This window comes from Micromonospora thermarum, from assembly GCF_012034245.1.
Classification (GTDB): Bacteria; Actinomycetota; Actinomycetes; order Mycobacteriales; family Micromonosporaceae; genus Micromonospora; species Micromonospora thermarum.
This window is the reverse complement of record NZ_JAATEO010000008.1, coordinates 1-13,837: the sequence shown is the minus strand read 5'-3', so window position 1 is coordinate 13,837 and position 13,837 is coordinate 1. Positions and strand designations below refer to the sequence as shown.

Here is a 13,837-nt window from a genome sequence, read left to right as displayed (position 1 = left end):
ATGGCCGCCCAGGTTCGCGTCCTTCGCCAGCGGATCCGCTCGGCGAAGGGGATGAAGAAGATCACCAAGGCGATGGAGCTCGTCGCGACGAGCCGAATCGCCAAGGCCCAGGCCCGGGTGGAGGCGTCGCTGCCGTACGCCCAGGCCATCACCGGGGTGCTCACGGCGCTGGCGTCCAACGCGCGGATCGACCACCCGTTGCTCACGCCGCGTCCCCAGGTCCGGCGGGCCGGTGTCCTGCTGATCACCAGCGACCGGGGCCTGGCCGGTGGGTACAGCTCGAACGCGATCAGGACCGCCGAGTCGCTGATCGCCCGGCTCAAGGCCGAGGGCAAGGAGCCGGTGCTCTACGTCATCGGGCGCAAGGGCGTGTCGTTCTACCGGTTCCGCAACCGGGAGATCGCGGCGAGCTGGACGGGCTTCTCGGAGCAGCCGACGTTCGCCGACGCCCGCGAGGTGGGTGAGACGCTGATCAAGGCGTTCTCGGCCGGCGCGGACGACGTGGACGGCAGCGCCGGGGCGGACGGCGTGCTCGGTGTCGACGAACTGCACATCGTCTTCACCGAGTTCAAGTCCCTGATGACCCAGAACCCGGTCGCGAAGATCATCGGGCCGATGCAGGTGGAGGACCGGCCGCGGTCGGAGGGCCTGCTCCCGGCGTACGAGTTCGAGCCGGAGGCGGAGGCACTGCTCGACGCGCTGCTGCCGAAGTACGTCAACACGCGGATCTACGCGGCGTTGCTGGAGTCGGCGGCGAGCGAGTCGGCGGCGCGGCGGCGGGCGATGAAGAGCGCCACCGACAACGCCGAAGAGATGATCGAGAAGTACACGCGCGAGATGAACTCGGCCCGCCAGGCCGGGATCACCCAGGAGATCAGCGAGATCGTCGGCGGCGCGAACGCGCTGGCCGCGTCGGGAAGTGAAGTGTGATGACTGCCCCAGTAGAGACCAAGACGGCCACCGGTCGCGTGGTCCGGGTCATCGGCCCGGTCGTCGACGCCGAGTTCCCGCGCGACGCCATGCCGGAACTGTTCAACGCCCTGCAGGTCGACGTGACCCTCTCCGGCGGCGAGAAGACGCTGACCCTCGAGGTCGCCCAGCACCTGGGTGACAACGTGGTCCGCGCCATCTCGATGCAGCCGACCGACGGTCTGGTCCGTGGTGCCGAGGTGCGCGACAGCGGCTCGCCGATCCGGGTGCCGGTGGGCGACGCGGTCAAGGGCCACGTGTTCAACGCGATCGGCGAGTGCCTCAACCTCACCGAGGGCGAGACCCTCACCCCGGACGACCACTGGGGCATCCACCGCAAGGCCCCGGCCTTCGCGGACCTGGAGCCGAAGACCGAGATGCTGGAGACCGGCATCAAGGTCATCGACCTCCTCGCCCCGTACGTCAAGGGCGGCAAGATCGGCCTGTTCGGCGGCGCCGGCGTGGGCAAGACGGTGCTCATCCAGGAGATGATCACCCGTGTTGCCCGCAACTTCGGTGGTACCTCGGTCTTCGCCGGCGTGGGTGAGCGCACCCGCGAGGGCAACGACCTCATCGCCGAGATGACCGAGTCCGGCGTCATCGACAAGACCGCGCTGGTCTACGGCCAGATGGACGAGCCGCCGGGCACCCGGCTGCGCGTCGCCCTCTCCGCGCTGACCATGGCGGAGTACTTCCGCGACGTGCAGAAGCAGGAGGTGCTGCTCTTCATCGACAACATCTTCCGCTTCACCCAGGCCGGTTCCGAGGTGTCCACCCTGCTCGGCCGTATGCCGAGCGCCGTGGGTTACCAGCCGACCCTGGCCGACGAGATGGGCGAGCTCCAGGAGCGGATCACCTCCGTCCGGGGTCAGGCCATCACGTCGATGCAGGCGATCTACGTGCCCGCCGACGACTACACCGACCCGGCGCCGGCCACCACGTTCGCCCACCTCGACGCGACCACCAACCTGGAGCGGTCGATCTCCGACAAGGGCATCTACCCGGCCGTGGACCCGCTGGCGTCCTCGTCCCGGATCCTCGCCCCGGAGTTCGTCGGCCAGGAACACTTCGCGGTGGCCACCGAGGTGAAGCGGATCCTGCAGCGCTACAAGGACCTGCAGGACATCATCGCCATCCTCGGCATCGAGGAGCTCTCCGAGGAGGACAAGCTCACCGTCGGCCGGGCCCGGCGGATCGAGCGGTTCCTGTCGCAGAACACCTACGCCGCCGAGCAGTTCACCGGCGTGCCGGGCTCGACGGTCCCGATCAAGGAGACCATCGAGGCGTTCAAGAAGATCAGCGAGGGTGAGTACGACCACTTCCCCGAGCAGGCCTTCTTCATGTGCGGCGGCCTGGAGGACCTGGAGCGCAAGGCCAAGGAGCTGATGGCGCAGGGCTGAGCCCGCTGACGACCGTCGTCGGGCCCGCCCGTCGACGACCCGAAAGGCCGTCCCGGTTAAAGCCGGGGCGGCCTTTCGTTCATCTTCGGGACCTATCATCGCCGCTGCCCGGTTCCACGGGTCGGCGATCATGCCCGACGCGAGGTACCGTTCATGCGCGCGCTCCCCCGATTGCGCGCGGAACCGTGCAACCAAACGGCTGCGTACGCCCGTCTCCTGATCGTGGGCGTGACGAACGGAGATGATCGTGGGTAAGGCCGGCAAGGGCGGTCGGAAGCCGTCCGTGTGGGCAGGCGTGCCGCGGTGGGCCCGGGTCTGCACCGTCTTCGGTGCCGTCCTCATGTTCCTCAGCGGCGCGGTCCTGGTGGGCGCCGAGGCGCTGATGGCCCGCTACGAGGGCGCGGTGGGCAAGGCCGACCTCTTCGGCGACCAGGCTGCCGGCGCCAAGGAGCGCAAGAGCGACATCAAGGGCCCGCTCAACATCCTGCTCGTCGGCGTCGACCCCCGGAAGCCGGAGCAGCCGCCGCTGGCCGACTCGGTCATGGTGCTGCACGTGCCGGCCGGCCTCGACCGCGGTTACCTGTTCTCCCTGCCCCGTGACCTCTACGTCGACATCCCGGCCTTCGAGCCGGCCGGCTTCGGCGGCAGCAAGGAGAAGCTGAACGCGGCGATGTCGTACGGCAGCCGCAAGGCCGGGCAGAACCCGGACGCGGCCCAGGGCTTCCAGCTGCTCGCCAGCACGGTCCAGCAGGTGACCGGGATCGAGCGGTTCGACGCCGGCGCGATCATCAACTTCAGCGGCTTCATCCGGATCGTCGACGCGATGGGCGGCGTCACCATGAACATCGAGCGCGAGGTGCGCTCGGAGCACCGCCGCCCCGACGGGACCCACCGCGAGCTGCGGCCCGGCGGCGGCGGATACCTGGGCGAGCAGGCCATCTACCCGAAGGGCAAGCAGCACCTCAAGGGCTGGCAGGCGCTGGACTACGTCCGGCAGCGCTACCCCAAGAACGGTGTGCCGGACGGCGACTACGGCCGGCAGCGCCACCAGCAGCAGTTCGTCAAGGCGATGGCGAGCCAGGCGTTCAGCGCCGACGTGGTGACCAACCCGATCAAGCTGGACAAGGTGCTCCGGGCGGCCGGCCAGTCCCTGGTCTTCAACGGTCGCGGGCACAGCGTCGTCGACTTCGGCCTCGCGCTGAAGAACCTGCGCCCGAACAACATCCAGATGATCAAGCTGCCGGGCGGCGGCATCATGGAGAACGGGAAGTACCTGGGCGAGCGCTTCGACCCCGCCGTACAGGACTTCTTCGCGTCACTGAAGAACGAGCAGCTCGACGCCTTCCTGCTGGAGCACCCGGAATTCCAGAACAAGGCGAGCTGAATCGGGTTTCAGTGAGGCAGGTCTCGCCACCCGCGTTACGGGCGGGTCTGCGGCGCGATTAGACTTTCGGCAACCCGCCGCCGCAGCAAGGAGACAGCGTGGCACAGCAGCTTCACGTCGAGCTCGTAGCCGTCGAGGAGAAGGTCTGGTCCGGCGACGCCGAGATGGTCGTCGCGCGGACGACCGAGGGCGAGCTGGGTGTGCTGCCGGGGCACGCGCCCCTGCTCGGCCAGCTCGCCGAGCCCGGCCAGGTCCGCATCAAGCTGCCCGGTGGCGAGCAGGTCGCGTACGAGGTGGCCGGCGGCTTCCTGTCGGTGAGCGCCGAGGGCGTCACCGTCCTGGCCGAGAGCGCCACCCCGGTCTCCTCCGCCGGTCGCTGAGCCGACACCGGAGATGGAGATCGTCGAAGGGATCGGGATCGGCGTCGCCGTCATCCTCGGCGCGCTCCTGATTCTCTTCGTCCGGCGGGCACTTGTCACCCGCAGCGGAGGCATCATCCGGCTCAGCGTCCGGACCTCCACGATGCTCGACGGCCGAGGCTGGGCTCCCGGCTTCGGCCGTTTCGCGGGCGACGAACTCCGGTGGTACCGGATGTTCAGCTTCGCCCTCCGCCCGAAGCGGGTCCTCTCCCGGAAGGGTCTGGCGGTCGAGCGCCGCCGGCTGCCCGAGGGGCAGGAGCGCTTCGCGATGCCCGCCGACTGGGTCATCCTCCGCTGTACCAGTCACCACGCTCCGGTCGAGATCGCCATGGCGCGATCCACCGTCACCGGGTTCCTCTCCTGGCTCGAGGCCGCCCCTCCGGGGGCGGTCTCGCCGCGTCTGGCCTCGCAGGACTGGCCGGCGGCCTAGCCACCGTCCCGCTCTCCGGAAACGCCTGACGATCCGGGCCCGCCGTCATGCACGTCACCGGTTCGGGAAGGCGACCAGCTCCACCTCGTACCCCTGGCCGTCGGTGAGATAGGCGGCGTAGGTTTCGGGACCGCCGGCGTGGGGATGGCGGTCGGGGAAGAGCAGCGACCAGCCGTGCGCCGGCGCCGCCGCGACCAGCCGGTCGACGGCGGCCGGCGGGCCGGCGTGGAAGGCGAGGTGGTTGAGGCCCGGGGCGAGCCGGTCGTGGACCCGGCCGGACAGCGCGGGGGATTCCTCCAGCACGACGTAGGTGGGGCCGAGCCGCCAGGAGCGGCCGGCCGGCCACTCCTGGAACGGCGTCCAGCCCAGCTCCCCGAGGAGCCATCCCCAACTGCGGACGGCTCCGGCCAGGTCGGGGACCCACACCTCGACGTGGTGCAGCGCGCCGGTGCGGGCGGGCGGCGGTTGCCCGGTCAGCGGTTACCGCCCGGCACCCATAGCACGTCTCCCGCCGGATTTGCCGTTCTTGCCAGGATAAAGAGCAGATCGGAGAGCCGGTTGAGATACTTTGCCGGAAGAGAGCTGGTCCGATCAGGGTCGTGCGCGACCAGGGCCCAGGCCGCACGCTCGGCGCGTCGGGCGATCGTCCGCGCCACGTGCAGCAGCGCCGCGCCCGCGGTGCCGCCGGGGAGGATGAAGGAGTCGAGCTTGCTGAGGCGTGCGTTGTACTCGTCGCACCAGCCCTCGAGGCGCTCGACGTACTCCTCGGTGACCCGCAGCGGCGGGTACTTCGGGTCCGGCTCCACCGGGGTGGCCAGGTCGGCACCCACGTCGAACATGTCGTTCTGGATCGACCCGAGGACGTTCCGCAGCTCCTCGTCGAGCTGCCCGAGGGCGAGCGCGACGCCGATCGCCGCGTTGCACTCGTCGACGTCCGCGTACGCGGCGATCCGGGGATCTGTCTTCGGCACCTGCTCGTTGTTGCTCAGCCTGGTCATGCCGGCGTCGCCGGCCTTGGTGTAGATGCGCGTGAGGTGGACGGCCATGACGCACAGCCTACGGATACCGGACCTGACCATCCCGGCCCGGCCGGAGCCCGCCTGGCCGGCCGGCGTGGGGCCGGGCGACCCGGCGCCCAACGCCGTCGACGTCATCCGGGTCTGCGGCGGCGCCCGCCTGGCCGGCACCGTGCACGTGGTCGGCGCCAAGAACTCGGCCCTGAAGCTCATGGCCGCCGCCCTGCTCGCGCCCGGCCGCAGCGTGATCACCAACGTCCCGCGGATCACCGACATCGCCATCATGGGGGAGGTGCTGCGCCGGCTGGGCTGCGACGTCCGGTTCGACGCGGACGACCCGGTGGACCCGATGGTCGCGTACGGCGGCGTGGCCCGCTCCCGCTCGGTCACCATTGACGTGCCCGAGATGCCGGGTGTCGAGGCCGACTACGACCTGGTCCGTCGGCTGCGCGCGTCGATCTGCGTGCTCGGCCCGCTGCTCGCCCGTCGGGGCTGCGTCCGGGTGGCGCATCCGGGCGGCGACGCGATCGGTTCGCGCGGGCTGGACATGCACATCTCGGGCCTGACCCGGATGGGCGCCGACATCGCCGGCGAGCACGGATTCGTGATCGCCTCGGCACCGCACGGCCTGCGCGGCGCCGAGATCGTGCTGGACTTCCCCAGCGTCGGCGCCACCGAGAACCTGGTGATGGCGGCGGTCCTCGCCGAGGGCACCACGGTCATCGACAACGCCGCCCGCGAGCCCGAGATCGTCGACATCTGCACGATGCTCAACCAGATGGGCGCGCTGATCGACGGCGCGGGCACGTCGACCCTGACGATCGTCGGTGTCCCCGGGCTGCGCCCGGTGCGCCACGCCACGGTGGGGGACCGGATCGTCGCCGGGACGTGGGCCTTCGGCGCGGCGATGACCCGGGGGGACGTGACGGTGACCGGCGTGCCCTCGGCGTTTCTCGAGGTGGCCCTGGACAAGCTGGTGTCCGCGGGCGGGCTGGTGGAGACGCGGCAGGACGCCTTCCGGATGCGGATGGACGACCGTCCGCGCGCCGTCGACGTGGTCACGCTGCCGTACCCGGGATTCGCCACCGACCTGCTGCCGATGGCGATCGGGCTCGCCGCGGTCAGTGACGGCGCCTCCCTGATCACCGAGAACATCTTCGACGGCCGTTTCATGTTCGCCAACGAGATGATGCGGTTGGGAGCGGACATCAAGACCGACGGGCACCACGCCGTGGTCCGGGGCCGGAACCGCCTCTCCGGGGCGCCGGTGCGCGCGACGGACATCCGGGCCGGCGCGGGCCTCATCATCGCGGGGCTCTGCGCCGACGGGGTCACCGAGGTCTCGCACGTGCACCACGTCGACCGGGGCTACCCCGACTTCGTGGCGGACCTGCGGGCGCTCGGCGTCGAGGTCGAGCGTGACACGACGCCCGACGAGCCGACCATGACCATCTGACGGATCGGCACCGCCCGGTTGCGTCGGGCACCGCCCTTAGCACTCGTTCAGGCCCGCCGACTAGGGTGCAGGCAGACACCCAATCAGGCGAGGGAGTGAGCAGATGGCGGGTCGACTCGCGGTCGTCGGAGCCGGGCTGATGGGCTCGGGCATCGCCCAGGTGGCGGCGCAGGCGGGCTGGCAGGTGACCCTGCGGGACCTGGACGACGCGGCCACGAAGCGCGGCGTGGACGGCATCCGGAAGTCGCTGGAGAAGTTCGCCGAGAAGGGGAAGATCCCCGCGTCCGACGTCGAGGCGGCGCTCGGCCGGATCACCCCCACCACCGACCTGGAGGCGGTCGCCGACGCGGACATCGTCGTCGAGGCGGTCTTCGAGCGCCTGGAGATCAAGCACGAGGTCTTCCGCGCGCTGGACAAGATCTGCAAGGCGGACGCGGTGCTCGCCACCAACACCTCCGCCATCCCGGTCACCCAGATCGCCGCCGTCACCGAGCGCCCGGAGGCGGTCGTCGGCACCCACTTCTTCTCGCCCGTGCCGATGATGAAGCTCTGCGAGCTGGTCCGCGGCTACAAGACCAGCGACGAGACCCTCGCCACCGCGAAGGCGTTCGCCGAGGAGATCGGCAAGACCGTGGTGGTCGTGAACCGCGACATCGCCGGCTTCGTCACCACCCGGCTCATCGCCGCGCTGGTGGTGGAGGCGGTCAAGCTGGTCGAGTCCGGCGTGGTCTCGGCGGAGGACCTGGACACCGCCTGCAAGCTCGGCTTCGGTCACGCCATGGGTCCGCTGGCGACCACCGACCTGACCGGCGTGGACGTGCTGCTGCACGCCGCGAAGAACATCTACACCGACACCGCCGACGAGAAGTTCTTCCCGCCGGAGCTGCTCCAGCGCATGGTCACCGCCGGCGACCTGGGCCGCAAGACCGGCAAGGGCTTCTACTCGTACTGAGTCGTGGCGGGCCGGGCGCGCGGTGCGCCCGGCCCGTACGGGTTAGGGCGTGTGTCGAAGTCCCTGGCCGGCCTGCGGCGGGCCCAGGCGACGACGGACGAAACTCCGCCTTGCCGACCGCCGCCTGGACTCCGCCTCGGCTCGACCGAGGACTCGACACAAGCCCTAGCCGTCGCGCTTGGTCGTCCAGCGGAACGTGCCGAGGCAGAGCAGCAGGCCGATCACGCACCACGCGGCCAGCACGAGGGCGACCCGGCCCAGCTCGAAGGAGCCGCCCGGCTCCTGGGCGCCGAAGGCGTCCGGCAGGAACACCGAGCGCAGCCCCTGGCACATCCACTTGAGCGGGAAGAGCGCCGCCACCTGCTGCATCCAGCTCGGCAGCTGGGTGAAGACGAAGAACACCCCGGAGATGAACTGGAGCACCAGGGCGACCGGGGTGACCACCGCCGAGCCGCTGCGCGAGCTGCGTGCCAGCGAGGATATCGCGATGCCGCACAGCGTGCAGGCGGTGATCCCGAGCGCGGACACCCAGCCGAAGGTCAGCCACTTCGCGGCCGTGCCGGGGAGTTCCAGGTCGAACAGGGCGGCCGAGACGGCGAGCAGCAGCGCGGTCTCCGCGACGCCGATCACCACCACCAGGATCACCTTGCCGGCGAAGTAGGCCCACTTCGGCATCGGCGTGCCCCGGTAGCGCTTCAGGACCCCCCGGTCCCGCTCGATCGGGATCCAGATGCCGAGGTTCTGGAAGCTGACCGTCATCAGGCCGGTCGCGATCATGCCGGTGACGAAGTACTGCGTGAAGCGCACACCGGGCGCGATCTCGCCGTCGAAGATCGACGCGAAGATCATGATCATGATTACCGGGAAGCCCAGGGTGAAGACGACGGACTCACGGCTGCGCAGGAACTGGGTGATCTCCAGCCGACCCTGTCGCAGGCCCAGGGCGACCGGGCCCAGCCGGCGTCGCGGCATCGCGGTGGCCGGCGTGGCCGGCGTCATCGTGGTGCTCATGTATGTCCGATCATCCTCAGGTAGACGTCCTCCAGCGTCGGCCGCGTCACGGTCAGGCCGGGCACCTCGCCGCCGAAGCGCGTGGCGAGCTCCGCCACCAGCGCCGTCGGCGTCGCGCTCTCCGCGCTCTCCACGACCCCCTCCGGCGTACGCCAGGAGACCGTCGCGAGGGCCTCGTGCCGGTTGCCGAGCCGCCCGGGTGCGGCGACCTCGACCAGCCGCCCGTCGGCGATCACCCCGACCCGGTCGGCCAGGGCCTCGGCCTCGTCGAGGTAGTGCGTGGTCAGCAGGATCGTCGTGCCGGCGGCCGCCAGGTCCCGGATCAGCTCCCAGAACTCGCGCCGCGCCTCGGGGTCGAAGCCGGTGGTCGGCTCGTCCAGGAAGAGCAGCTCGGGACGGCCGACGATGCCGAGCGCCACGTCCAGGCGGCGCTTCTGCCCGCCGGAGAGGGCGTGCGTACGCGCCTTCGCCTTGTCGGCCAGCCCCACACGGGCGATGACCTTGTCCGGGTCGTCGGCGTCGGCGTAGAAGCCGGCGAAGTGGCGCACCACCTCGGAGACGGTCAGCTCGTCGAACTCGCCGGTGCCCTGGAGCACGATCCCCACCCGCGAACGCCAGTCGGCGGCGGGGGCCGCCGGGTCGCTGCCGAGCACCGAGACCTCGCCGGCGTCGCGCTTGCGGTACCCCTCCAGGATCTCCACCGTGGTGGTCTTGCCGGCGCCGTTCGGGCCGAGCAGGGCGAACACCTCGCCCCGGCGGACGTCGAGGTCCACCCCCGCCACGGCGACGGTCTCCCGGTACGCCTTGCGCAGCCCCCGTACGGAGATCGCGAGCTCGTCTTCCATGCCGTCAAGTGTGCGGCCTGTCCGCCGGCGGCGGCCGTCCGGGGTGTGGCGGTCCGGGCCATACCGGGCGCTTCCCGCCCCGGCGTCCGCGACATGGACCTGTGTGGTTTTCCACAACCCGTTTTACTGAACGGTAACTTAAACTCCCGCCATGGACGAGAAGGCTCTCCCGGGTCGGCTGCCCGAGCGCGACCGCCCGTGGGTGATGCGCACCTACGCCGGGCACAGTTCGGCCGCCGCGACCAACGCGCTCTTCCGCCGCAACCTGGCGAAGGGGCAGACCGGGCTCTCGGTCGCCTTCGACCTGCCCACCCAGACCGGGTACGACCCCGACCACGAGCTGGCGGCCGGCGAGGTCGGCCGGGTGGGTGTGCCGGTGGCGCATCTCGGCGACATGCGGGCGCTCTTCGAGGGCATCCCGCTGGCCGAGATGAACACCTCGATGACCATCAACGCGCCGGCCATGTGGCTGCTCGGCCTCTACGGCACCGTCGCCACCGAGCAGGGTGCCGAGCTGGCCCGCTGCGCCGGCACGACGCAGAACGACATCATCAAGGAGTACCTGTCCCGCGGGACGTACATCTTCCCGCCGGCGGCGTCGCTGCGGCTGACCGCCGACGTCATCGCGTACACGCTGCGCGAGATGCCGAAGTGGAACCCGGTCAACATCTGCTCGTACCACCTGCAGGAGGCCGGGGCGACCCCGGTGCAGGAGGTCGGCTTCGCGCTGGCCACCGCCGTCGCGGTGCTCGACGCGGTTCGCGACTCGGGCCAGGTGCCCGCCGAGCGGATGGGTGACGTCGTCCAGCGGATCAGCTTCTTCGTCAACGCCGGGGTGCGCTTCGTCGAGGAGATCGCCAAGATGCGCGCGTTCGGCGCGCTCTGGGACGAGATCACCCGCGACCGGTACGGCGTCGAGAACCCGAAGCAACGCCGCTTCCGGTACGGCGTCCAGGTCAACTCGCTGGGCCTGACCGAGGCGCAGCCGGAGAACAACGTCCAGCGCATCGTGCTGGAGATGCTCGGCGTCACCTTCTCCCGGGACGCCCGGGCCCGCGCGGTCCAGCTGCCGGCGTGGAACGAGGCGCTCGGTCTGCCCCGCCCCTGGGACCAGCAGTGGTCGCTGCGCATGCAGCAGGTGCTCGCGTACGAGTCGGACCTGCTGGAGTACCCGGACCTCTTCGAGGGCTCGCACGTGATGACCGCGCTCGTCGACGACATCGTCACCGGGGCCCGCGTCGAGCTGGAGAAGGTTCTCGAGATGGGTGGCGTGGTGGCCGCCGTCGAGACCGGCTACCTCAAGAGCGCGCTGGTGGCCTCGCTCGCGGAGCGGCGCCGCCGGATGGAGGCCGGCACCGACGTGGTGGTCGGTGTGAACAGGTTCGTCGAGACCGAGCCGTCCCCGCTGACCGCGGCCGGTGCCGAGGCGATCGAGCAGGTGGACCCGGCGGTGGAGGCGGCCGCCGCTGCCGCCGTACGCGAATGGCGGGTCGGCCGGGACTCGGCGGCCGTGGACGCGGCACTGGCCCGCCTCCGCGCGGACGCCGCGACCACGACGAACCTGATGGCGGCGACGCTGGAGTGCGTGCGCGCCGGCGTCACCACCGGCGAGTGGGCGGGCGCGCTGCGGCAGGTGTTCGGCGAGTACCGGGCGCCCACCGGCCTGTCCGGCGCGGCCGGCGCGGGCGGGGACGCCACCCTGGCCGCCGTCCGGGAGCGGGTCACCGCCACCGCGCGGGAGCTGGGCAGCGGTCGGCTGCGGCTGCTGGTCGGCAAGCCCGGCCTGGACGGGCACTCCAACGGCGCCGAGCAGATCGCGGTACGCGCCCGGGACGCCGGCTTCGAGGTCGTCTACCAGGGCATCCGGCTGACCGCGGGGCAGATCGTGGCCGCCGCCGTCGAGGAGGACGTCGACCTGGTCGGGCTGTCGGTGCTGTCCGGCTCGCACCTCGCGGCGGTGCCGGCGGTGCTGGACGGCCTGCGCGCCGCCGGCCGGGGTGACCTGCCGGTGGTGGTCGGCGGCATCATCCCGGCGGTCGACGCCGAGGCGCTGCGGAGGGCCGGCGTGGCACGCGTGTTCACGCCGAAGGACTTCGCCCTCACCGGGATCATCGACGAACTGGTGACGGTCGTCCGCGAGGCCAACGGCCTGACGTGAGAGCAGGGCCCCCGGCTACGACGTCAAGCGTGGTAGCCGGGGCCCCTGGACGGTGCGAGTGGTCAGCGGGTGGCGTACGTCAGGCAGTCGGCCATGTCGTTGTCCGGCCCGACCTTGATGCCCGGCGCGTGGCACTCCAACTGGTCGTTGTGCCGGCAGTCGGCCCGCTGGCAGGCGCCGACCTGGGCGATCAGACCGTCCACCCCGGCCCGTACCGCCGGTAGTTCGATGAAGGTGTGGCAGTGGGCGTGATCCATGCTGCCGATCGTGATGGCGAAGGCGTGGCAGTCGCCGGTGTGGTTGTACCCGCACGCCGTGACCACGCACTCCTGCACGCGGGGCATCTCCATCGCTGCGGTCATGCCAACCTCCTCTAGGGTCTTGCCCCGATTTTAGGCTTTTGCCGGCCTTCGTGAACGAGGTTCAGGGATGCCCGAGGACCTCCGAGAGCGGGGCCGGCTCCAACCCCCGTTCGGCCAGGCCGGCGAGGATGTGCGGCAGCGCCTCGTCGGTCATCGGCGCGTTCGCCTCCGTCACGTGCAGGACGACCACCGAGCCCGGGCGTACGCCGTCCAGCACGGCCCGGACGATCGGTCGCCACGACGTGGCGAAGGGGTCCCCGCTCACCACGTCCCCGTCCACCACCGTGACGCCCAGCGGGGCCAGCGCGTCCAGCGCCGCCCGGTCGTGGCAGAGCCCGGGGAAGCGGAAGTACCGGGTCTGCCGGCCGCCGTACGGCGCCACGATGTCGAACGTGCGGGCCACGTCGGCGGTCATCTGCCGCTGCGGCAGCCGCGGCAGGCCGTAGCAGTCCGCCGTGAAGGCCAGGTGCGCGTACGTGTGGTTGGCCAACTCGAAGCGCGGGTTGGCGGCGAGTCGCCGGGTCACCTGCGGGTACTGCTCGACCCATTTGCCGGTCAGGAAGAAGGTGGCCGGCACGTTCTCCCGCTCCAGCAGGTCGACGATCCTCAGGTTCGCGTACGACCGCACGGCGCCGCTGCGCAACTGGTACCGCATGGCGTCGGTCATGTCCGCGTCGAAGGTGAGAGCCACCTTGTTGCCCGTTCGCGGGCCATGGTCGACCACCGGCGGCCGTGTCCCCGGCGGGGTGGCGCCGGGCCGGGCGGGAGCCTCCGGCGGCGTCGCGGGGCCGGTCGGCGAGGGCTGGCTCCCCGGAGCGTCGACCGGCCCCTCGGTCGGCCCCGGGGGCGTCCCCGTGCCCGCGGGTCGGCTCGGAGCGGGCACCCAGACGATGCTGGCGTTCGCCGGCTGGCGGAAGTGGGCCGGGACGGTGAGCAGGACGACCGCGCCGACGACGGCGGTGAGGGTCGCGGCGAGCGGAACGCGGGAGATTCTCACGGACACCGGGAGATGATCCCAACATCGTCGGTTTCGCGAGGTCCCCCTCGGTCCGTCGCCCTCGACTCCGGAATCTTCCGCACGCCTGCGTGCGATGCCCCGCCCGTCCGGATCAGGTGTCCTCGGACCGGCCGGATGTCCGGTTCCAGGGCGTGACCGGCGGCATCACCACGCCGGAATGGCGGCCGGGCCGGGGTCGTTACATCACGTGGACGATCGAGCAGGGCCGCCGCCCCGAGCGGGCGGATCGCCGGTCCACCCGGCCGGAATGATGGCGGCCCGGCGGTCGTTACACATGGTCCCGGCGCCGTGAGGGCCCCCGCCCCACGTCATCGCCGGGCCGGACACCCGGGACATCGCCGGTCCGACCCCCTCGGACCGCGCCTGCGAGCCCGGACGTCGCACCCGCTGGCTGATCCCCCCTTTGTCGGCGCGGGT

The 13,837-nt window shown here is 71.2% G+C and carries 14 protein-coding genes; 8 read left to right on the top strand and 6 right to left on the bottom strand.

What is annotated here, in order from left to right; genetic code table 11:
- From HCJ94_RS09290 to HCJ94_RS09270, 5 genes are all read left to right on the top strand, one after another.
- Positions 1–930: a F0F1 ATP synthase subunit gamma gene (locus tag HCJ94_RS09290; RefSeq protein ID WP_168000571.1), complete on the top strand. Its 930-nt coding sequence runs from the start codon at positions 1–3 to the stop codon at positions 928–930.
- The gene (atpD, locus tag HCJ94_RS09285) at positions 930–2,369 is read left to right on the top strand and encodes a F0F1 ATP synthase subunit beta (RefSeq protein WP_168000570.1); all 1,440 of its coding nucleotides are present in this window, start codon (positions 930–932) and stop codon (positions 2,367–2,369) included. The genes HCJ94_RS09290 and atpD overlap by 1 nt, the downstream gene beginning before the upstream one ends.
- Before the next feature lie 241 nt (positions 2,370–2,610).
- On the top strand, positions 2,611–3,753 hold the full coding sequence (locus tag HCJ94_RS09280) for an LCP family protein (protein ID WP_168000569.1): 1,143 nt from the start codon (positions 2,611–2,613) through the stop codon (positions 3,751–3,753).
- A gap of 98 nt (positions 3,754–3,851) precedes the next feature.
- Positions 3,852–4,133 carry a F0F1 ATP synthase subunit epsilon gene (locus HCJ94_RS09275; protein WP_168000568.1) on the top strand — a complete coding sequence of 94 codons (282 nt, stop codon included), beginning with the start codon at positions 3,852–3,854 and terminating at the stop codon, positions 4,131–4,133.
- Between the two features lie 13 nt (positions 4,134–4,146).
- Positions 4,147–4,602, top strand: coding sequence for a DUF2550 domain-containing protein (locus tag HCJ94_RS09270; RefSeq protein WP_168000567.1), 456 nt, complete (start codon positions 4,147–4,149; stop codon positions 4,600–4,602).
- 54 nt (positions 4,603–4,656) lie between these two features.
- Here HCJ94_RS09270 and HCJ94_RS09265 read toward each other — a convergent pair whose 3' ends face one another.
- Positions 4,657–5,028, bottom strand: a complete 372-nt coding sequence (locus HCJ94_RS09265; protein WP_309227204.1) for a VOC family protein — start codon at positions 5,026–5,028, stop codon at positions 4,657–4,659.
- Positions 5,029–5,075: 47 nt separating this feature from the next.
- The gene (locus HCJ94_RS09260) at positions 5,076–5,648 is read right to left on the bottom strand and encodes a cob(I)yrinic acid a,c-diamide adenosyltransferase (RefSeq protein WP_168000566.1); all 573 of its coding nucleotides are present in this window, start codon (positions 5,646–5,648) and stop codon (positions 5,076–5,078) included.
- Here HCJ94_RS09260 and murA point away from each other — a divergent pair.
- The gene (murA, locus tag HCJ94_RS09255) at positions 5,647–7,074 is read left to right on the top strand and encodes a UDP-N-acetylglucosamine 1-carboxyvinyltransferase (RefSeq protein ID WP_168000565.1); all 1,428 of its coding nucleotides are present in this window, start codon (positions 5,647–5,649) and stop codon (positions 7,072–7,074) included. The genes HCJ94_RS09260 and murA overlap by 2 nt on opposite strands.
- Positions 7,075–7,177: 103 nt before the next feature.
- Complete coding sequence (locus HCJ94_RS09250) at positions 7,178–8,026, top strand: 3-hydroxyacyl-CoA dehydrogenase family protein (RefSeq protein ID WP_168000564.1); 849 nt, start codon at positions 7,178–7,180, stop codon at positions 8,024–8,026.
- A 165-nt stretch (positions 8,027–8,191) separates the two neighbouring features.
- On the opposite strand, the gene HCJ94_RS09245 is transcribed toward HCJ94_RS09250, so the two are convergent.
- Together HCJ94_RS09245 and HCJ94_RS09240 are read right to left on the bottom strand one after the other, a co-directional pair.
- Positions 8,192–9,037, bottom strand: a complete 846-nt coding sequence (locus HCJ94_RS09245; RefSeq protein ID WP_168000563.1) for an ABC transporter permease — start codon at positions 9,035–9,037, stop codon at positions 8,192–8,194.
- Positions 9,034–9,882 carry an ABC transporter ATP-binding protein gene (locus HCJ94_RS09240; RefSeq protein WP_168000562.1) on the bottom strand — a complete coding sequence of 283 codons (849 nt, stop codon included), beginning with the start codon at positions 9,880–9,882 and terminating at the stop codon, positions 9,034–9,036. Before HCJ94_RS09240 ends, HCJ94_RS09245 begins: the two co-directional genes overlap by 4 nt.
- Positions 9,883–10,033: 151 nt before the next feature.
- Here HCJ94_RS09240 and HCJ94_RS09235 point away from each other — a divergent pair, with 151 nt between their 5' ends.
- The gene (locus tag HCJ94_RS09235) at positions 10,034–12,040 is read left to right on the top strand and encodes an ethylmalonyl-CoA mutase (RefSeq protein ID WP_168000561.1); all 2,007 of its coding nucleotides are present in this window, start codon (positions 10,034–10,036) and stop codon (positions 12,038–12,040) included.
- A gap of 62 nt (positions 12,041–12,102) precedes the next feature.
- On the opposite strand, the gene HCJ94_RS09230 is transcribed toward HCJ94_RS09235, so the two are convergent.
- Both HCJ94_RS09230 and HCJ94_RS09225 read right to left on the bottom strand, forming a co-directional pair.
- Positions 12,103–12,402 carry a DUF1540 domain-containing protein gene (locus HCJ94_RS09230; protein WP_168000560.1) on the bottom strand — a complete coding sequence of 100 codons (300 nt, stop codon included), beginning with the start codon at positions 12,400–12,402 and terminating at the stop codon, positions 12,103–12,105.
- Between the two features lie 61 nt (positions 12,403–12,463).
- Positions 12,464–13,405, bottom strand: coding sequence for a polysaccharide deacetylase family protein (locus HCJ94_RS09225; RefSeq protein WP_309227203.1), 942 nt, complete (start codon positions 13,403–13,405; stop codon positions 12,464–12,466).
- Between the last annotated feature and the right edge of the window lie 432 nt (positions 13,406–13,837).

Bases quoted from the DNA above. Each gene is read 5' to 3' on its own strand.
- HCJ94_RS09290 (WP_168000571.1), top strand. From the start codon at position 1: ATGGCCGCCCAGGTTCGCGTCCTTCGCCAGCGGATCCGCTCGGCGAAG.
- atpD (WP_168000570.1), top strand. From the start codon at position 930: ATGACTGCCCCAGTAGAGACCAAGACGGCCACCGGTCGCGTGGTCCGG.
- HCJ94_RS09280 (WP_168000569.1), top strand. From the start codon at position 2,611: ATGATCGTGGGTAAGGCCGGCAAGGGCGGTCGGAAGCCGTCCGTGTGG.
- HCJ94_RS09270 (WP_168000567.1), top strand. From the start codon at position 4,147: ATGGAGATCGTCGAAGGGATCGGGATCGGCGTCGCCGTCATCCTCGGC.
- murA (WP_168000565.1), top strand. From the start codon at position 5,647: ATGACGCACAGCCTACGGATACCGGACCTGACCATCCCGGCCCGGCCG.
- HCJ94_RS09260 (WP_168000566.1), bottom strand. From the start codon at position 5,648: ATGGCCGTCCACCTCACGCGCATCTACACCAAGGCCGGCGACGCCGGC.
- HCJ94_RS09250 (WP_168000564.1), top strand. From the start codon at position 7,178: ATGGCGGGTCGACTCGCGGTCGTCGGAGCCGGGCTGATGGGCTCGGGC.
- HCJ94_RS09245 (WP_168000563.1), bottom strand. From the start codon at position 9,037: ATGAGCACCACGATGACGCCGGCCACGCCGGCCACCGCGATGCCGCGA.
- HCJ94_RS09240 (WP_168000562.1), bottom strand. From the start codon at position 9,882: ATGGAAGACGAGCTCGCGATCTCCGTACGGGGGCTGCGCAAGGCGTAC.
- HCJ94_RS09235 (WP_168000561.1), top strand. From the start codon at position 10,034: ATGGACGAGAAGGCTCTCCCGGGTCGGCTGCCCGAGCGCGACCGCCCG.
- HCJ94_RS09230 (WP_168000560.1), bottom strand. From the start codon at position 12,402: ATGACCGCAGCGATGGAGATGCCCCGCGTGCAGGAGTGCGTGGTCACG.